This is a genomic window from Halopseudomonas litoralis (assembly GCF_900105005.1).
Classification (GTDB): Bacteria; Pseudomonadota; Gammaproteobacteria; order Pseudomonadales; family Pseudomonadaceae; genus Halopseudomonas; species Halopseudomonas litoralis.
In genome coordinates, this window is sequence record NZ_LT629748.1 from 630281 (window position 1) to 648861 (window position 18581).

At 59.6% G+C, this 18581-nt stretch carries 20 protein-coding genes and 2 tRNA genes; 18 read left to right on the forward strand and 4 right to left on the reverse strand.

Annotated elements, in window-relative coordinates; genetic code table 11:
* Positions 1 to 74 precede the first annotated feature (74 nt).
* From BLU11_RS03170 to bamD, 14 genes are all read left to right on the forward strand, one after another.
* Positions 75 to 2168 carry a PhoX family protein gene (locus tag BLU11_RS03170; RefSeq protein WP_090272013.1) on the forward strand — a complete coding sequence of 698 codons (2094 nt, stop codon included), beginning with the start codon at positions 75 to 77 and terminating at the stop codon, positions 2166 to 2168.
* A gap of 372 nt (positions 2169 to 2540) precedes the next feature.
* Entirely contained in the window at positions 2541 to 3407 is an 867-nt protein-coding gene (gspC, locus tag BLU11_RS03175; protein ID WP_090272014.1) for a type II secretion system protein GspC, read from the forward strand.
* A gap of 7 nt (positions 3408 to 3414) precedes the next feature.
* A complete protein-coding gene (gene gspD / locus BLU11_RS03180; protein WP_197674250.1) occupies positions 3415 to 5466 on the forward strand; it encodes a type II secretion system secretin GspD in 2052 nt (683 codons plus the stop codon).
* On the forward strand, positions 5463 to 6995 hold the full coding sequence (gene gspE / locus BLU11_RS03185; protein ID WP_090272015.1) for a type II secretion system ATPase GspE: 1533 nt from the start codon (positions 5463 to 5465) through the stop codon (positions 6993 to 6995). Before gspD ends, gspE begins: the two co-directional genes overlap by 4 nt.
* 2 nt (positions 6996 to 6997) lie before the next feature.
* Complete coding sequence (gspF, locus tag BLU11_RS03190; RefSeq protein ID WP_090272016.1) at positions 6998 to 8209, forward strand: type II secretion system inner membrane protein GspF; 1212 nt, start codon at positions 6998 to 7000, stop codon at positions 8207 to 8209.
* A gap of 1 nt (position 8210) precedes the next feature.
* The gene (gene gspG, locus BLU11_RS03195; RefSeq protein ID WP_090272017.1) at positions 8211 to 8681 is read left to right on the forward strand and encodes a type II secretion system major pseudopilin GspG; all 471 of its coding nucleotides are present in this window, start codon (positions 8211 to 8213) and stop codon (positions 8679 to 8681) included.
* A gap of 2 nt (positions 8682 to 8683) precedes the next feature.
* Positions 8684 to 9202: a type II secretion system minor pseudopilin GspH gene (gspH, locus tag BLU11_RS03200; protein WP_090272018.1), complete on the forward strand. Its 519-nt coding sequence runs from the start codon at positions 8684 to 8686 to the stop codon at positions 9200 to 9202.
* Positions 9183 to 9581: a type II secretion system minor pseudopilin GspI gene (gene gspI, locus BLU11_RS03205; protein ID WP_090272019.1), complete on the forward strand. Its 399-nt coding sequence runs from the start codon at positions 9183 to 9185 to the stop codon at positions 9579 to 9581. The genes gspH and gspI overlap by 20 nt, the downstream gene beginning before the upstream one ends.
* Entirely contained in the window at positions 9578 to 10210 is a 633-nt protein-coding gene (gene gspJ / locus BLU11_RS03210) for a type II secretion system minor pseudopilin GspJ (protein WP_090272020.1), read from the forward strand. The genes gspI and gspJ overlap by 4 nt, the downstream gene beginning before the upstream one ends.
* Positions 10207 to 11010: a type II secretion system minor pseudopilin gene (locus tag BLU11_RS03215; protein WP_197674251.1), complete on the forward strand. Its 804-nt coding sequence runs from the start codon at positions 10207 to 10209 to the stop codon at positions 11008 to 11010. The genes gspJ and BLU11_RS03215 overlap by 4 nt, the downstream gene beginning before the upstream one ends.
* Before the next feature lie 8 nt (positions 11011 to 11018).
* Positions 11019 to 12254: a type II secretion system protein GspL gene (gene gspL, locus BLU11_RS03220; protein ID WP_172828662.1), complete on the forward strand. Its 1236-nt coding sequence runs from the start codon at positions 11019 to 11021 to the stop codon at positions 12252 to 12254.
* Positions 12251 to 12736 carry a type II secretion system protein GspM gene (gene gspM / locus BLU11_RS03225; protein WP_090272022.1) on the forward strand — a complete coding sequence of 162 codons (486 nt, stop codon included), beginning with the start codon at positions 12251 to 12253 and terminating at the stop codon, positions 12734 to 12736. Before gspL ends, gspM begins: the two co-directional genes overlap by 4 nt.
* Positions 12736 to 13491 carry a type II secretion system protein N gene (locus BLU11_RS03230; protein WP_090272023.1) on the forward strand — a complete coding sequence of 252 codons (756 nt, stop codon included), beginning with the start codon at positions 12736 to 12738 and terminating at the stop codon, positions 13489 to 13491. The genes gspM and BLU11_RS03230 overlap by 1 nt, the downstream gene beginning before the upstream one ends.
* Before the next feature lie 35 nt (positions 13492 to 13526).
* Positions 13527 to 14141 (forward strand): outer membrane protein assembly factor BamD, encoded by a 615-nt coding sequence (gene bamD, locus BLU11_RS03235; RefSeq protein WP_090272024.1) that lies wholly within the window; start codon positions 13527 to 13529, stop codon positions 14139 to 14141.
* 462 nt (positions 14142 to 14603) lie between these two features.
* On the opposite strand, the gene rdgC is transcribed toward bamD, so the two are convergent.
* Positions 14604 to 15521 (reverse strand): recombination-associated protein RdgC, encoded by a 918-nt coding sequence (gene rdgC, locus BLU11_RS03240; protein WP_090272025.1) that lies wholly within the window; start codon positions 15519 to 15521, stop codon positions 14604 to 14606.
* Between the two features lie 189 nt (positions 15522 to 15710).
* On the opposite strand from rdgC, the gene BLU11_RS03245 reads away from it, so the two are divergent.
* Both BLU11_RS03245 and BLU11_RS03250 read left to right on the forward strand, forming a co-directional pair.
* Positions 15711 to 15786: transfer RNA gene (locus tag BLU11_RS03245), tRNA-Val, on the forward strand.
* A 13-nt stretch (positions 15787 to 15799) separates the two neighbouring features.
* Positions 15800 to 15876: transfer RNA gene (locus BLU11_RS03250), tRNA-Asp, on the forward strand.
* 175 nt (positions 15877 to 16051) lie between these two features.
* On the opposite strand, the gene BLU11_RS03255 is transcribed toward BLU11_RS03250, so the two are convergent.
* A complete protein-coding gene (locus tag BLU11_RS03255; RefSeq protein WP_197674252.1) occupies positions 16052 to 16435 on the reverse strand; it encodes a transposase in 384 nt (127 codons plus the stop codon).
* Between BLU11_RS03255 and BLU11_RS03260 the strand changes: the two genes are divergently transcribed.
* On the forward strand, positions 16421 to 16774 hold the full coding sequence (locus BLU11_RS03260; RefSeq protein WP_172828663.1) for a FecR family protein: 354 nt from the start codon (positions 16421 to 16423) through the stop codon (positions 16772 to 16774). The genes BLU11_RS03255 and BLU11_RS03260 overlap by 15 nt on opposite strands.
* 35 nt (positions 16775 to 16809) lie before the next feature.
* Here the strand turns inward: BLU11_RS03260 and BLU11_RS03265 are convergent, their stop codons facing one another.
* Both BLU11_RS03265 and BLU11_RS03270 read right to left on the reverse strand, forming a co-directional pair.
* Entirely contained in the window at positions 16810 to 17571 is a 762-nt protein-coding gene (locus BLU11_RS03265; RefSeq protein ID WP_090272027.1) for a CHAD domain-containing protein, read from the reverse strand.
* A 445-nt stretch (positions 17572 to 18016) separates the two neighbouring features.
* Complete coding sequence (locus tag BLU11_RS03270; RefSeq protein WP_090276203.1) at positions 18017 to 18238, reverse strand: helix-turn-helix domain-containing protein; 222 nt, start codon at positions 18236 to 18238, stop codon at positions 18017 to 18019.
* A gap of 127 nt (positions 18239 to 18365) precedes the next feature.
* On the opposite strand from BLU11_RS03270, the gene BLU11_RS03275 reads away from it, so the two are divergent.
* Positions 18366 to 18581 (forward strand): hypothetical protein, encoded by a 216-nt coding sequence (locus tag BLU11_RS03275; RefSeq protein WP_090272028.1) that lies wholly within the window; start codon positions 18366 to 18368, stop codon positions 18579 to 18581.

Consider the following 18581-nt stretch of genomic DNA (forward strand, 5'->3'; position numbering starts at 1 on the left):
GATTGTCGTTCGAATTTCATCTGTGGCTCCCATTCTCTAGCGATCATAAATAAAGCCTGCAGAGGGAAGATCGGATGTCTGAGGAAATTCGCAACAACGTCATCATCGTTGATAACGGCAATGGTGATGAGCCGCAGATGGATTATTCTGGCAATAGAAATTTTGCCAGTGTGCTGGAAGCCCGCCTGGCGCGGCGTTCTGTGCTGAAAGGCACGGCGGGTGCGGCGGCGCTGGGCTTCATGGGTCTGGGCCTGGCTGGCTGCCTGGACAGTGACAGCGATAACGATGATCGCGCTCCAGGTGCGGGCGACGGCGGTGAAACCGGGCCGCTGCTGGGGTTCACTGCGGTGCCGACCAGCGAATCGGATGATATCGTTGTTCCGCAAGGCTACAGCTTTCAGGTGATTCTGCCCTGGGGTACGCCGATTCTGGGTGACATGCCGGCTTTCGCCATCGACAACACGGGTACCGAGCAGGGCATGCAGATGGGCTCGCACCATGACGGCATGCACTTCTTCCCGATCGAAGGTGATGAGCCCTTCGAAGGCAGCTCCGATGAAGGGTTGCTGGTAATGAACCATGAATACGTCGAGCCGCGTTTCATGCACGCTGACCATATCGGAGTGGCACTGAGCAGTGGCGCCGTAGTCATGCGCGATGACGGCAGCCGTGACCGAGATCAGGCGCTCAAGGAACTGAATGGCCATGGCGTCTCGGTGGTTCATGTACAGAAGCGCAGCGATAACCGCTGGGAGCATGTGCAGAGTGACTACAACCGTCGCGTCACCGGACTGACCCCCATGGAGCTGCACGGCCCGGTACGCGGCAGCGATCTGGTGAAAACCAAATACAGCCCCGATGGCCACGCTACCCGCGGCACCCTGAACAACTGTGCCATGGGTGTGACGCCTTGGAACACCTATATGGCTGCCGAGGAAAACTGGGCCGGCTATTTCGGCAACCGCGACGAGACGATTCCTCGTGAGCACCAGCGTTACGGTATCCGCGCCAGTGACAGCCGCTATCGCTGGGCGTTGGCCAATGGCGGTGGTGAGGAATTCACCCGCTTCGACGCCACCAGCACCGGCGCGTCTGCTACCGAAGACTATCGCAACGAGCCGAACTGCTTCGGTTGGATGGTGGAAATCGACCCCTTCGACCCGCAAAGCACACCGAAGAAGCGCACCAGCCTGGGCCGTTTTGGTCATGAGGGTGTGGTGTTCGGTCCTGCTGTGGAGGGTGAGCCGGTGGTTTGCTATTCCGGTGATGACTCGACCAATGAATTCATCTACAAGTTCGTCAGTGAGCAGCCGTTCCAGAAGGGGACTACCGATGGCTCCATTCTGGACACCGGTACCTTGTATGTTGGCCGCTTCAACGATGACGGCACGGGTGACTGGCTGCCCTTGGTACACGGCCAGAACGGTCTGACCGCACCGGAGTTCGCCGATCAGGCTGACGTGCTGGTCAATACCCGTCTGGCTGCCGGCATCGTCGGCGGTACGCCGATGGACCGCCCGGAATGGGGCGCCGTCGATCCTAATAATGGCGATGTCTACTTCACCCTGACCAATAACAGTGGCCGCAGCCAGGCTGATAAAGCCAACCCGCGTACCCAGAACCGTCATGGTCACATCATTCGCTGGGCTGAAGCCGGTGGCAACCATGCATCGACTACTTTCGAGTGGGATATCTTCCTGTTCGGTGGTGATACTGGGCAGAGCGGTGAGGCCAACTTGCTGGGCGAAGGTCCTGATGGCGAGGCGCTGACCGCTGACAACCTGCTCAGTTCGCCGGATGGCCTGTGGATAGACAAGGACAGCCGCGTATGGATCCAGACTGATATCGGCGAAGGCAGCCAGAACAAAGGTGTGTTCGAAGTGTTCGGCAACAACGCCATGCTCTGCGCCGACCCGCATACCGGCGAGATGCGCCGCTTCCTGACCGGCCCGATCGGCCAGGAAATCACCGGTGTCATCACCACCCCGGATCAGACGACCATGTTCATCAACGTGCAGCATCCGGGTGCCACCACCACGCCGGACGAATGGGAAGCGGGGCAGCGCTATGTGCGCAGCACCTGGCCGGACCGCAATCCGGTGAGAGTGCCGCCCCGTTCAGCCACTGTGGTCATCTGGAAGGATGACGGCGGTGTGATCGGCAGCTGAGCGATGCCTTGACTCATCAGGATGGCTGCGGCGCAGTAGGCCGCAGTCATCCTGACTTCCCCTGGACTTCTGCTTTACCCTCTCTTTTGCCCTGTCGGTACGCGCTATCGCAGCCGTCGTCGCGTGCGAGATGAGACACCTCTCCCACTCTGTTTCACCCAAACAGGTTATTGAGCAGGGTCTTGCCTGCCCGGTAGCGTGCTGTGCCTCTGGTATGCAAATTAAGGGGTTGCCGGTGTGTGGCAAATTCGTGACAATCGGTCGACTGAAGCAGTATTTCAGGGACATAAAAATAAAACTGCAACGAAAGGTCGGTAGTCTTCTGCGACTGATCGTGTGGCCATCCGGCCACTGGCTTTGCCTGGAGAATGCATGCCACTGGTAGCCCGTTTCACACTGGATTCTGTGGTCAGGTTTTCAACCTTCATGTTGGTGGCTATCACTGCTGTTTTGCTGGGACGCCTGACCTGGGCTCTGCTGGAGCCTTCGAGCATCCTGCCTGCGGCAGCCGATACTTCGTCCAGCATGGATATGGCCACCAATACCACTACCGCGAGTGGCGGTTTCGGTGAACTCGCCAATCTTTCGGTATTCGGAAAATCTGCCGCCAAGGGCGGGAGTAGAGCTGTTCACGCCCCGGAAACCTCCCTCAGCTGGTCGCTCAAGGGCGTGCTGTCCAATCCCGACCCGAGCCGCAGTGCGGCCATTCTGCTGCCACGGGGGCAATCTGAAAAACTGTATCGCGTCGGCGCCAGTCTGCCCGGTGACGTGAAGCTGCAGGAGGTACTGCCTGATCGGGTTATTCTCAATCGTGGCGGCCGTCTGGAAACCCTCCGGCTGAAACGCCATGACACTGCAGGTTCCTCCGCCGGAGCGCGACGTGCTCCGGCATTGCCGGCCACTCAATCTGCTTCGCTTGCAGCCGACGGCGGTGTGCCGCGCATCGACCGTGATGCCTGGGTCGACAATCCGCAACGCTTTCTTGATGTGATCAGTGCCAGCCCGGTGATGCAGGACGGCGCGTTGCATGGGCTGGAAGTCAGTCCTGCGCGCAATGCCCGGGAATTCGAGGCCGCCGGCCTGGTCGCCGGCGATGTGATCACCGAGGTGAATGGCAGTCCGGTGTCGGATATCAGTGATTACCGCGATCTGCTGAAGGAGCTTGCCGACGCCAGTTCGTTATCAGTCTCTCTGGAGCGTGACGGAGAACCGATGAACATAACGATTACCATGGACTGAGACTACGATGCCTATGTTGTTTGCGAAGACCCGCTTTTCCCTGCCGTTGGCCTTGAGTCTGAGTTTGTTGAGCGCCGCTGCCATGGCTCAGGCGCCGGCCGTAGAAAGCACGGATGATGAGTTGGTGCTGAATCTGCGGGACGCCGATATCAATGGACTGATCGAAATCGTCAGCCAGGAAACCGGCATCAATTTCATTGTCGATCCGCGGGTGCGCGGCCAGGTCAACGTGGTGTCCGGCCAGCCGATTCAACGCGATGAACTATATGACCTGTTTCTTGGCGTCCTGAAGTCCTACGGTTTTGCTGCCGTGACCGGCGCCGAAGGTACGGTGCGCATCGTCCCGGAAGTGCAGGCCAAGGAAAACGAGGTAGGCACGCTGGACCGCAACAGCCGTGGTGACGAGTTCATCACCCATGTGATCAGTGTTCGCCATCTGGACGCCAGCCAGCTGGTGCGAATTCTGCGGCCGCTGGTGCCCAAGGGCGGGCATCTGGCGGCGGCTGCCGAATCCAACTCACTGGTGATTGCCGATACCGCCGCCAACGTGCGGCGTATCGAAAGCCTGATCCAGCGGATCGATCAGGAGTCCATGGAGGAGTTCGAGGTTATCCCGCTGGAGCATGCCTCGGCGCTGGAGCTGGTGCGCATAACCGAAGGACTGCAAGTCTCGTCGCCGGAAGAAAATGCCTCCAAGCGTGTGCGTATGATCGCCGATGAACGTACCAATACCGTGGTGTTGCTGGGTGATCCGCAAAAACGTCTGGCTTACCGGGCGATGATTCGTCAGTTGGACGTGGTGGGCGACGAAGGCAATACCCAGGTGCATTATCTGCGCTACGCCAAGGCCGAGGATGTCGCCGAAGTGCTGCGCGGCATTGCCGAGGGGCGCGATGTGGAAAGTGGCTCTGCAGGCAGCACTTCGTCGGGCAGTGGCAGCTCCTCCGGCTCCTACGGTTATGGTAACCAGAACTCCCAGGTGCGGATTCAGGCTCACGAGAGCACCAACTCGGTGGTGATCTACGGTCCCGCTGAACTGACCCGTGAGATGTCGCAGATCATCCGTCAGCTGGATATCCGCCGGGCGCAGGTGCTGGTCGAAGCTGTCATTGCCGAGGTGTCCTATGACCGGGCCAAGGAGCTGGGCGTGCAGTGGGGGTTTGCCAATGATGGCAAGGGCGTGGGGATCATCAACTTCGCCCGTGGCAGTGGCGGTATTCTCAATCTGGCAGCAGGTATTGATGGTTTTCTGGATGGAGATCTCACCTCACCGCCGTCGCTGTCCGATGGCGCCACGCTCGGCGGTGTCGGCACTATCGGCAGCACCCAGATCGGCCTGCTGATCAATGCGCTGCAGGGCGACAGCTCCAGCAACATTCTGTCCACGCCGAGTCTGTTGACGCTGGATAACGAAGAAGCGGAAATCGTTGTCGGTCAGAACGTGCCCTTTATTGTGGGTCGCTCGGTGGAAAACTCCGGCCAGGCGTTCGATACCATCCAGCGGGAAGATGTGGGTATCAAGTTGCGGATTCGTCCGCAGATCAACGAAGGTAACGCGGTACGCCTGGAAATTGCCCAGGAAGTGTCGCAGATCGCGCCGGGTGCCAGTGGCGCGGCCGACCTTATCACCAATAAACGCAGTCTCAATACCCACGTCATGGTCGATGACAACCAGCTGATTGTGCTGGGCGGGCTGATCGACGACCAGATGGTGGAAACCCGCGACAAGGTCCCCTTTCTGGGCGATGTTCCCGGTCTGGGCCGGCTGTTTCGCTACGATACGGCAAGTGTTGAAAAGCGTAATCTGATGGTCTTTCTGCGGACGGTTATCGTGCGTGACAGCGCGGTGGCAGAAAGTCTGACCCACGCCAAATACAGCTATATTCGCGATCAGCAATTGCAGGAACAGGGGCGAAACGACAGCCTGCTGCCGCGCCGTGATATGCCGGTGCTGCCGGATTGGAATTATCTGCTGACCTTGCCGCCGCCTTTCGAGAATGCCAGCCAGGATAATCTGGCAGTCAAGAGTCCGATCCCCGCGCCACCGGGGGCGAGATGACCATCCGGGAGGTGCCGGTGATTGAGGCTGATATCAGTGCTGTAATGCCTGAGGCAGGGTTGCAGGCCGAGACCGATTACCGGTTCGCCCGGCGTTTCGGAGTGTTGCCTGACAAGTTGCGCGACAATCAGCTGGATGTATTTGTGCGTGCGGACTGTGATCCGCAGGCATTGTTGGAATTGCGTCGTCTGGCAGGGCATCCACTGCGGCCGATAGTGCTGGATGATGACGCCTTTGCCGCTCGCCTGCGCGACCGCTACGAGCGCTCGGCCAACGATGCCATGCAGTTCGTTGAAGGTCTGGGTGAGGACGCTGACCTGATGTCCGTGGCCCAATCCCTGGCCGAGCCGGAAGATCTGCTCGAATCCCAGGACGAAGCGCCGATCATCCGGTTGATCAACGCGCTGTTGTCCGAGGCGGTCAAGGAAAACGCCTCGGATATCCATATAGAGCCCTTTGAAAATCGCCTGTCGATCCGTTTGCGCGTCGACGGGGTACTGCGTGAAGTGCTGGAACCGCCACGGGCGCTGGCGCCGGTCATAGTGTCGCGGATCAAGGTCATGGCCAAGCTCGACATTGCTGAGAAACGCCTGCCCCAGGATGGCCGTATCGGCCTGCGCCTGGTCGGCCGGGCGGTGGATGTGCGGGTCTCGACCTTGCCCTCCGGACACGGCGAGCGAGTGGTGCTGCGTCTGCTGGACAAGCAGGCAGGGCGGTTGGAATTGCGGCATCTGGGGATGTGCGAAGAGCATTATCAGGCCATGGAACGGATTCTCAGTCGTCCGCACGGTATCGTGCTGGTGACCGGCCCGACCGGCTCGGGCAAGACCACCACGCTGTACTCGGCGCTGATGCGGCTGAATGACCGCAGCCGCAATATCCTTACCGTGGAAGACCCCATCGAGTATTACCTTGATGGCATCGGCCAGACCCAGATCAACACCAAGGTCGACATGACCTTTGCCCGTGGCCTGCGCGCCATCCTGCGTCAGGACCCGGACGTGGTCATGGTCGGTGAAATCCGTGACGTGGAGACAGTACAGATCGCTATTCAGGCGAGTCTGACCGGTCACCTGGTGTTTTCCACTCTGCATACCAACACGGCGGTCGGTGCGATTACCCGGTTGCGGGATATGGGCATTGAGCCGTTCCTGCTGTCTTCCACACTCAACGGCGTGCTGGCGCAACGGCTGGTGCGAACGCTGTGTCCCGATTGCCGCAAGGCGCATACCGCCACACCCAGCGAGTGTCGTCTGCTGGGCGTCGACCCGGCGGCAGCGCCGACGCTGTACAGTCCGGTCGGTTGCCCGCAATGCAAGGGCGGCGGCTATCGCGGACGGACCGGCATTTATGAGCTGATCGAAATCGACGACACCTTGCGCGGGCTCATCCACGATGGCGCCAGTGAGCAGACCATGGTGCGGCATGCGCGGCTGGCGCAAATGGGCATTCGTCAGGATGGTCTGCGCCGGGTGCTGGCCGGTGACACCACGATGGAAGAAGTCCTGCGCGTCACCCGGGAGGACTGAGCATGCCGGCTTTCGAATACGTTGCGCTGGATCAGTCCGGCCGGACTCGCAAGGGCGTGGAGGAGGGTGATTCCTCCCGTCAGGTTCGCGGGCGTCTGCGCGAGCAGGGACTGATGCCGATGTCGGTGAACGAGATTGCCGAGAAGCAATCCGTGCTGCGCATGCCGGTATTGCAACGTCGGATCAAACCGCTGGAGCTGTCACTGGCGACTCGGCAGATGGCAACGCTGGCCAAAGCAGGGATGCCGATTGAGGAGGTGCTCGGCACCGTGGCCCGGCAAAGCGAGTCGCCCAAAGTCAAGGCTACGTTGGCGGCGGTCCGCACGCGGGTCATGGAGGGCTTGCCGCTGGCCCATGCCATGGGTGAATTTCCTTCGGTGTTTCCCGCCATTTACCGTACCACCATCGCCGCCGGCGAACAGGCCGGGCGTATGGACGTGGTGCTGGAGCGTCTGGCCGATAACGTGGAGGCGCAGAACGCGATGCGGCAGAAGATCCAGCTGGCGATGTTCTATCCGGCGATCCTGACGTTGGTAGCCTTGCTGGTGGTAGTCGCACTGCTGACCTATGTCGTCCCGGAAGTGGTGCAGGTGTTTGCGGGGATGAATCAGCAGTTGCCCTGGCTGACCCGGGCGCTGATTGCCACCAGTGATACGGTACGGCATTGGGGCTGGCTCATGCTGTTGTCGATTGCCGGCGCGGTGATATTGACCCGGCATATTCTCAAACGACCCACGGCGCGCTATCGCTGGGACCACACCATGCTCAAGGTGCCGCTGGTTGGTCGCTTGATTCGCGGCCTGAATACCGCGCGCTTTGCCCGCACGCTGAATATTCTGGCCGGCAGTGGTGTGCCGCTGCTGGATGCGTTGAATATGAGCGCCAGTGTGATCAGCAATACGCCGATGCGCGACGCGGTCAGTGACGCGGCAAAGAAGGTCCGTGAAGGCGCAGGCGTTGGTCATTCGCTGGAGCGCAGCGGTTATTTTCCGCCGATGACCCTGAGTCTGATCAAGAGCGGCGAGAGCAGCGGCACGCTGGACAAGATGCTCGAGCGCGCAGCGGAAACTCAGGAACGGGAGCTGGAAGCACGGATTGCGATGGTCATGGGTGTCTTCGAGCCCTTGCTGATTCTGGCGATGGGGGGCGTGGTGCTGATTATCGTACTGGCCATCCTGTTGCCTATCTTTGAACTCAACCAACTGGTCAACTGATATGTCCCATACAGCACGAAAAGCAGCCATTGCACAACGCGGTTTCACCCTGATCGAAGTCATGGTGGTGGTAGTCATTCTCGGGATTCTCGCGGCTGTCGTCGTGCCGCGCGTCATGGACCGACCCGATCAGGCCCGGATCACCAAGGTGCAGAACGATATCCGTGCAATGGAAAGCGCGCTGAACCTGTATCGTCTGGACAACTTCAACTACCCGACCACCGAGCAGGGGCTGCGCGCCCTGGTGGAGCGACCCAGCGGTAACGACACCGCCCGTAACTGGCGTGCCGGCGGCTATATCGACCGCCTGCAGAACGACCCCTGGGGCAATGAATACCAATACCTGCGTCCGGGCCGCGATGATCGCGAGTATGACATCTACAGCTTTGGCGCCGATGGCCGCGCCGGCGGTACCGATGCCAATGCCGATATCGGTAACTGGAACGTGGAAGAGCCAGGAAACCGCAACTGATCATGCGCACGCAGCGCGGCTTCACATTGATGGAATTGCTGGTGGTGCTGGTGTTGATCGGCATCGTCGCGGGACTGGCGACGCTGTCGATCGGTGATGGGGCCGAACGCAAGCTGCGCTCCGAAACGGAACGTCTGGCAGCGACCCTGAGTCTGGCTCGGGATGAACTGTTGATCACCGGTCAGTCGGATCGGGCCCTGGGCTTGCGCCGCGACGGATACAGCTTTCTTGAATTGGTGGTGCTGGATGACAACACCCGGGAGTGGCAGCCACTGGTGGACCGGCAATTGGGACCACGGCAATTCGAGCCGGGATTGATTGAAGTGGAACTTGAGTTGGATGGGGAGCGCACGCCGCTGCCGCAGACGCGGGGCTGGGAGCCGCACATCCGGCTGGGCAATACCGGCGAGATGACGCCCGCACTGATCATCCTGCGGGTGCCCGGCAAAGATCTGGTACGCCATATGCGAGTAGAGCTGGAAGGTCATGTCGAGGTGCTGGATGTCATACCGCAGAACTAGGCGCGAGGCCGGATTCACTCTGCTCGAAGTGCTGGTAGCGCTGACCATTCTGTCGGTGGCGCTCGCCGCGCTGGTCAAGACCGGGGCAGATCACGCGCGTAATACCGCATATCTGCAGGAACGCACCCTGGCGCACTGGGCTGGGCAGAACCTTTTAACCGAATATCAGACCGGTATGCGTGCAGTGGCGGAAGGAGGGCGTACCGGCGAGGTCACCATGGGGCCGTATCGTTTCGGCTTCGAGGTGGAAATGAGTGATTACACCGCGCAGTCGCCGTTCCCCCTCCCGGCGGTGAAGCGGGTGGATGTACGTTTGTGGCTGGCCGATAGGGGTGAAGACGCGCAGCGTGCCACGGCCAGTGGATTCATGCTGCCATGAGACGCTCGAATAAATCCCGGCAGTTAGGCTTCACGCTGCTTGAGATGCTCATTGCCATGGCGGTTTTTGCGGTGATGAGTGTAGTGGCCTATCAGGGCCTGCGCGCCGTGTTGAATGCGGACTTCATTACCCGCGAGCAGGGCCAGCAATTGGCCGACCTGCAGGTGACTCTGAGTGTGCTGGAGCGGGATCTGGCGCAGGTGGTGGATGTCACTGTACGCGACGAGTTTGGCGACCCTTTGCCGCCACTGCGTTTGCGCCCGGGGGCTGAGGAACATCTGCTGGAACTGGTGCGTGCCGGGGCGGGGGGCGACCAACGTTTGCGCCGTAGCGCCTGGCAGATTACCGACCGAGGTCTGGAAAGGCGTCTATGGCCAGGCGTGGATATAGTGGATGCCGAGAGCATGCGCGTACGGTCCTTTGCCGAGCTGGCCGATGAACACCGGTTGCTCGGGGCCAACAGTGGGTTTGTGTTCATTGTCCGCACGCCCTCGGGGCTGGAGCGGGTCGATGCCTGGCCCCTGGCCGATGCCGATCCGGAAGCGGGTGGTTTACCGGTGGCGGTGGAAGTGGTACTGGACCTGCCGGGGCTGGGTGAGATACGGCGGATGATGGCGGTGGGTTTGTGAAGCCGCGGCAGCAGCAACAAGGCGTGGCGCTGATCACCGCGCTACTGGTGATGGCACTGGCGGTGGTTGCCGCAGTGGGCATGGCCATGCGCGGACAGGCGGATATTCGCCGTACCAGTGCGGTGTTTGAACGGGATTTTTCACGCCAGGTGGCACTGGGTGCCGAGAATATGGTGTTGCAGTTGCTGGAGCGGGCCGAGGGGCCGGAGGACTTGCTGTGGGATACCTGCCTGTCGCCGGCGTTGCCCTTCGAGGTGGATGGCGTGCGCCTGGAGGCGACGCTGAATGATATGCGCTGTCGTTACAATCTGAATGCACTGGCCGGCGCAGATGAAACCGAGCAGGGCTATTTTGCCCGTCTGGTCGACCAGGTAGGCCAGCAGAGCGGCGTGCAGATGCCCTCCGGTGTGCAACTGGCGATGGCGGTGAGTGACTGGATGAATCCCGAATCGGATGATCCTGTCTATCGGCTGGAAACCCCGGCCAGGGTCTCCGGCAACCGGCCGATGGTGGCGGCATCGGAACTGAACAGCGTCAGTGGCATGACGGCGGAGGCCTGGCAGACACTGGCACCCTGGGTAACCGCTTACCCGGGAACCGCCAGCCCCATTGATCTGGAGCGCAGCCCGGAACTGATGCAGGACGTGTTCGCTGACCGGCCCGCCGGTGAGAGTGCGCCCTGGTTCATGCGTCTGCAGATCATGGCGGAGTTTGCCAATCGACGGTTTTATCAATGCACTTTGCTGGATGCACCCAATGGAAAAGTGGTTCTCAGAGAACAAACGGCCTGCGAGCCTTAGGATCAGACATGCTGATAGTGCTATTACCTGAATCACCAGGGATCGAGACGCTCGAGCCGCCCCGGTTGCACTGGTGGCGCACCGGTCGTGAGGGTACGCCTGAAGAGTCCGGACAGAACAGCCTGGCCCAGTTACGCAGCCGCTTCCCAGCCGAACGTCTGCGCGCTCTGGCCCCGGCCACCGAAGTGAATCTGTACCGCATCGCCATACCGGTGCGCAGCGCTTCGGCAGCCCGCGCCGCGCTGCCCTATGCGCTGGAGGATCAACTGGGCCAGGAGCTGGAAGAGCTGCACTTGGTGGCTGGTCCGCGTCGAGCGGATGGGCGTTATGCGGCCGCCGTCACCGAGCAGCGTCATATGGCGGCCTGGCTGGACAGCTGTCATGCAGCCGGTTGGCGGCTGGAAGCGCTGTTACCGCAAGCCAGTCTGCACGATGATATGGCACCGACGGCAGGGCTGCGGGTGCAGCCTTCGCCCTGGCCGGCCGAGGTCGATAGAGCGCTGGTAACCAGCGCCGATCAGGAACCGGTATTGATCGAAACCGGCATGCTCGGGTTCTGGCTGAAGCAGCGTCTGGCGCAGCTCGATGAGCAGCAGCGGATACTGGAGCTGAGCGGCTATGAACTAGCCAAGATGGGGCTGTCAGAAGCGGACTGTCAGCTGCAGCAAGCGGAACTGATCCCGCCGCTGGACGCGGCGCTCAAGCGCTGTCAGCAACCGGCTCGGGTACTGAACCTGCTTTGCGGCCCCTACACCAACGGCATGGCCACGCTGCCTTGGCGCAAGCTGCGGCCGGTGATGATTGCGGCAGGCGTGCTGCTGACGGTGCTGGTTGGTCAGTTGGTGATTGAGGGCATGTTGTTATCCAGCGAGCGCGAGCGGCTGGTGACGGAAATTGATCAGCTTTTCGACAGGACCCTGCCGAAAAGCCGGCGGGTTGATCCGGTCACCCAGTTCCGCCAGGCACTGGCCGGCGGCACGGCGCAGTCCAGTCAGGGCAGCACCGGCAGCCTGTTGTATGAGGTTCTGGCGGTCGTGGGCGAAGGTAAAGGAGGGCAGATCAAGCAGTTTCGCGCGACGCCAACCGAGGTAGAGCTGGAACTGCAGCTGCCGTCATTCGCTGAGCTGGAAAGTATTCGCAGCAAACTGGCCGCCGGAACGGGGATGAGCGAGACCTTGCAGGGCGCTGATTCAGGCAATGATGGGGTTACCGCCCGACTTCGGGTACAAAGAGGTGGATCATGAATGCCTGGTGGGCGGGGCTGGCCCCGCGTGAACGTGCGGTGCTGATCGGCGGTGGCCTGCTGCTGTCGATACTGGTGATCTGGTTGCTGGTCTGGGAACCGCTGACGCAGAAGCGCGAGCAGCAGCGGGTGGATATCAGCGCGCTGACGGCGGATCTGACCTGGATGCAACAGGTAGCCGGGCAGGTCAAACGGCAGGGCGCGCAGCAGAGCAGTCAGAGCGGGGGTGTGGCGGCGGGTGGTTCGGTGCTGACCTTGGTGGAGGTATCGGCCAGTGCCGCAGGTATCCGCGAATCCATGGAGCGCGTGCAGCCTGAAGGGCAGGGCGCTCGTGTGTGGTTCAACGAGATGAGCTTTGATGCGTTGCTGGTGTGGCTGGCCGAGCTGGAACAGCGTCATGGTTTACAGGTCAGCCAGCTCGCGGTGGACGCGGGAACGGCACCGGGCCAGGTGTCGGCCCGAGTGAAAGTGGAGCCGCGCTGATGATCAAAGGTTGGAACATCAAGACGATGGTGGTCTGCGCGCTGCTGTTGTATGTGCTCATGCTGCTGTGGAATCTGCCTGCGGCATTTGTCTGGAAGCGACTGGAGGGACAGTTGCCAGCGCCGGTGACCTTGCATGGGCTGACCGGTACGCTGTGGTTCGGGCAGGTGGCCCGCATGGAAGTGGATGGTATCGATCAGGGGCGGCTCAGCTGGGATTGGTTGCCGTCCCGATTGCTGCATGGCCAGATCGGCCTCGATCTGCTCTGGCAACCGCGTAACGGCAGGGTCAACGCGCAACTGCACGTCGGTCCGGGTTCGCTGACCATCAGCCAGATCAACGGTACGCTCGACGCGGCGAGCATGGCGGCCATCAATAACGCGCCCTTTGTCCTGCGTGGCGTCTGGCTACTGGATGTGCCCGAGCTGGAACTGAAGGATTTCGAATCGGTGGTTGCAGCCAATGGTCGCCTGGTATGGCAGGATGCGGCGGGCGGTTTGCCGCAGGCAATGCCGTTCGGGCATCTGACCGCAACACTGGAGAACGCAGACGGCTGGTTGCTGCTCAACCTGCAGGACCAGGGCGGCCCGCTGGGGCTGATGGGTGACGCGCGCTGGCGTCCCGGGCAACCGATGAAACTCAACGTGCAATTACAGGCGCGGCCGGATGCCGAGCGTGGGCTGGCTGATGGTCTGAGGCTGCTTGGCCAACCGAATGCGCAGGGCTGGGTCAGCTGGCGCGCGCAATTACAGTGAAATGGAACAACGGCCATGATGGCAGGGGATATCTGATGCGTTTATTTGTGGTGCTGATGTTGCTGACCGGGCTGACGGGGTGCGCGGGAATGGGCTCATCGCAGCAGACTGAGGCAGGTTTGGTCGATGCGCGGGCCAAGATCAGCATGGGCCGCTGCGATAATGGATTGGTTGCTGATCTGCGCCGGCACAAGGCGCCGGAGCTTGAGCAGCAGGCGGCCTATATCTGCCTGCAACAGGGCGAAGTGGTGGCAGTTGAAGCCTTGCTCGAGGATTACCGCAAGCGGCATGTCGATCCGCCCTACCCGGATTACTCCGCCTACCTGATGACGCTTGCGCAATATGCCCGGTTTGAGATGACTGAAGATGATGACGCACTGCGGCTGAAGGAGGGGCGCAAGGTTCATGCTCTGTTCTCCGAGTTTGTCAGTGATTTTCCTGATTCCGACTACCGCGCCGAAATCGCTCCCCGGTTGAATGAGCTGCTGGAGAAGATGGCGAAGGCCGAGTACCGATTGGCACTGCAAGCCATCGAAGCCGGCGACACGCAGATCGGCCAGCAGCGCATGCGCTATATCGCCCGATACTACCCCCACACCGCCCCCGGTCGAGACGCCAACGCTTGGCTGGACCAGCACGAGGAACGATAGAGGCATATCACCCCGAGGCGGGTCTCTTACAACAGCGCGCGACGGTTTTGGGGAGCAGGCCTGTTCGCGGCCAAGGCCGCTTACCTGAACCATGGTTATCCGAGGCTTTTGCGAAAAAGGGTGTGATGTGGGGACAGTCTGCGGGCGGGTTCGTCAATAGCTGATGCCAAGTTTTGGCCCGGTTTTTTACGCGATTTTGAGATATTGGCGCTTGACATTGTGCACAGTCAAAGGGCGCTCCTTTAGATCTGTGCGAGAACTGAGCTATAAGTCCCTGATATATCAAGCTCTAGTCTAACCTATTGATTTTATTGGTAAAAATTGTTGGTTATATTTTAACCATTCTAACTCGCAGCCATGTATTTCATGCTGTGGAACGAGTTTTAGGCAGGCTATCCACAGAGTTTTCCACAGGTTTTGTGGATAGCTTGCCCAAGCCCCGATAGCGTCACGGTTGTGGGCTCAGATTCCCTGAGGAATGTCTTCTCCGCCCAGCGCAGTGGTCAGCGCCGGCAGCAGTTCTGACAAGGTGCGGGACATGATGATGAAGCTGGCATCGAGCTGGCCGGCCATGTCATCGCCGCCCTGGTCGTCGGCTTCGTCACGCAGCAATTCCTCAAAACGCAGGCGTTTGACCGCCAGCTTGTCGTCCAGAGTGAAGGACAGCTTGTCATGCCAATGCAACGCCAGCTGGCTGACCTGCTTGCCGACAGTCAGGTGCTGTTGGATTTCGTCGCTGGACAGGTCCTGACGCTTGCAACGAATCACACCGCCATCTTCACCTGTGTCGCGCAGTTCACATTCATCGGAGATCAGCAGGCCTTCCGGCGCCTGGCCGCTCTTGACCCAGTCGGTCATGCACGCGGCGGGCGCCATTTTCACGTTCATCGGGCGCACCGGCAGGCTGCCAGTGCCTTCGCGCAGCAAGCTGAGCAGGTCTTCGGCACGTTTGGCGCTTGAAGTATCCACTACAATCCAGCCTTCCTTCGGTGCGATGCAGGCGAGGGTGGTCTGGGTGCGGGTGAAGGCGCGCGGGAGCAGCGACATGATGATGTCGTCCTTTAGCGTGTCGCGTTCCTTCTTGTAGATCTTGCGAGCGTCGCGGGCTTCGATTTCTTCAACCTTTTCGGCCAGGGCATCCTTTACTACGCTGCCGGGCAGAATGCGTTCCTCTTTGCGCAGCGCGATCAGCCAGTAGCCATCACCGACCTGCAGCAGGTTTTCGGAATGACGTCCGAAGGGCGTGGTCCAGCCCAGGGTGTGGGTTTCCTGGCTGGCGCAGGGGCGGGCGGGGCGCTCCTCAAGAGCGGCGAGCAGTTCTGCTTCGGTGAAGGGGACATCCTGGCTGAAACGGTAGAGCAATAGATTACGAAACCACATGGGTAGTCCTTGTGAAGGTGCGTGGATGAAAGAGCTTGAAAGGGCGGGCATTATTGCGCGTGAAAGCCTTTTCAGCCAGTCCTGGCCGACGGCTGCATAACGTATTGAAAGAAAGCGAGAATTTTTTCACAAAAGCTATTGCCAGAAGCAAAAAACCTGCCTAGAATGCGCCCCACTTCGAGAGTAAACGGGTGATTAGCTCAGCTGGGAGAGCATCTGCCTTACAAGCAGAGGGTCGGCGGTTCGATCCCGTCATCACCCACCACTCGAGGTAACGCGCAGTGGTAGTTCAGTTGGTTAGAATACCGGCCTGTCACGCCGGGGGTCGCGGGTTCGAGTCCCGTCCACTGCGCCATATTAAAAAGCCCTTAGCTTGTTGAAAGCTAAGGGCTTTTTTCGTTTTTTAGGTTTGGTTTTATGATGTTGGCCTGCGAGTAATTTTGACTCTGTGACTAGGGCGTGACCAAATCGTGACTGCTCCCCCTAGAAAGCCGGTGTTCATTGCCACAAAGACCTTGGCCTTGCGCACCTCACCGGTAGAGCGGCCCGCCACAGGCACAGTAGGGCCACAGTAATCGATAAAGATCTTCTCGCGCGCGGTGGGCCTGGCGAATGCTGCGGCGGTGCCTGCCACGCCAGAGCCGGTAGTGATGGCAGTACTGGCTGTAGCGATACGCGTTGTCGCCGTGGCGTTCTACATACTCGGCCCAGAGCAGTTGCAAGGTGACGCCTTTGGTCTTGAGCTCTTGATGAACCTGGAAGTAATCGGGCTCGGCAAAGCGTGACGGTGGTGCCTTGGCCGAGAACGGCAGCGCGTGCAGCCGAATCTCGTCCAAGTCCTTCGGCAGTGGCCAGGTAACGCCCTGGATCTGGGCCCGGCTAACGTACTTGCCGACCATTTGACGGTTTCTCATCAGGGCAGCAACTTTCAGTTAAGTAGCAATCAGCAGATCAGCTACAGCGAGCAATCGCATAGCGAACCAGTCGAGGTCAATACCCAAGCGGTTACCGCTTGGCGACAGCGTTTGCTGATTTTTGAAAATGAAACACTGGCGCATGTCACCAATGAACTCAACCGCTACTATTCCGGCAGAATTATGTTGATGAATGAAAAGCTGGGCCAGCGCAGAGTGCAGGCCCGTTTCAAGCTCTACCAGCTCTCCGACGTCGCCGGGCTGATTCGCAATGCCTATGGCGCAAAAGTCAGACAGCTGCCGGCGGGTGTGGTGTTGGTTGGTTGGTTGGTTGGTTGAGGGTGATTCAGGGCAGATCCAACCCGGTACTATGCTTACTCGTCTGGTAGCAAACGAGCCAGCTTTTTCAACGCCGTTTCGGCGACCTCAAGCTCTTGCTCCGCCGCATCGGCCCATTTCTGGGCCAGTGACTCCAGTTCGTCTTCCTGCTGCACTCGAAGGCACCATTGAAAGTGATCATGCCATGCGCCGAGCGCAGCTTGAGCCTTCTTCAGTGACGCAGCTGCATCATTCGGCAGTGGCGATAATGAGGGGAAAGCGTCGGTAAGATAGCGGGTGCGTTTTACCAGTATGCGCAACTGATGTCGGTCGAGCTCAGCATCATGCACCCCCGCATGCAGCTTCCTGATTTGCCGGTTCAGCGCTTTGCTGATAGTACGCTTGAGCTCAGCTGAGTCATCACCGAGTCTGGATCGGGCAAACGCGGCAGGCCATTGGTCAAGCTCGGCAAACAGGTGCTGCATCTCCGGCGCTTGGGTAATCTGCTGATATTCAGTCTCCAACGAAGCACGCCTTGTGCCCGCCAGCGCCGAATAGCCCTGCTTTTGCAACTCAACGATCAGCACTTCCAGATCTCGCGTCGGAGTCGTCAGTCGACCAACCGCAGCGGTGGCCTCGCGCAAAGCATGGTTTTCAGGTAACGAGCGGAGAGGGCCTATTAAGCTGCGGATACGCCTGACAGCGATGCGCAAATCGTGCAGCGCCTCATCATCCGAATTCTTCTCTAGCCGCCTGTAAGCCTTATGTAGAGCTGTTGCGAGGTTTTGGATTTCTGCAACATACTGGCCTAGGAACATATTCAGCCCCACCCAGCATTTGAAGTGAATGCCATGAGGCTAGCAGGGATTCAGCGAAGCGGTACCTGAGCTAAGTCAATTCATGACGCCGCGCAACTCGCCGGGATCGACCTGACACTGAACGCCCGGTACGGACTCAACGACCGGTTCGTTTTAGCGTAACTGACCGCTGGCAACCTGCTGCTTGAGCGCTTGCACATAGCGGCGGATGCTCCGGTCTGATACCGCCAGGTGGCTAAAGAGAACATTCCTCCGGCAAAGATTGAAGAATGGAATACTCGCCAGCCCCGCTTGCCAACTGGCTTCCCACTACATAGTGCATCCTAAAATCTGGCTCTGACCTGCCGGCCTACATTCGATCATCACAGTGGGCTCCTGACGCCGTTCTCATCTGTCTCCCATAAAGCCAAGCGTCCCACTTTTCTCCGCCTTGCCTTGGTGCGTTTCAAAGTAGTTGTTGGTCAGCGTGCTCCACCACCTCAAACAACTCCCCCACCTGAATATCCAAATACCGACACAGCTGGTCGATTACATCCAGCTCCACCCGCGTTGCGGTTTCATTGTACAGCCGGTGCAGAGTATTCCGGTTGATATCCGTGTCACGGGCCACTTCAGCAATTTTTTGCTTCCGCTCGCCCAAGATTCTAGAAAGGTGGCATTTGATCATAAAGCCTCTCTTTGGTGCAAAAAGACCTGCAGTAGTGAAAAAGTGCTTGCAATAGGTTTTGTGTGTGCTAAATTCTCTCCTGTAGGTCATTTGATTCTTCTGAAGAGAAAAAAGCGAGGAAAGCATTATGGCACATACCTATCTGACTACTGAAGAGCTGTCGGCTCGGATCAAGTATGACGTTCGCACCATCCGCCAATGCCTGAAGGATGCGGTTCTGCATGATGGGGTTCATTACATTCGCCCCTTTGGAGGACGGAAAATCCTGTTCATCTGGGAGCGGGTCGAAGAAACGATGCTGCAAGGCGATGCCGCGCATCAGATCATTAAGAATCTGCAATAA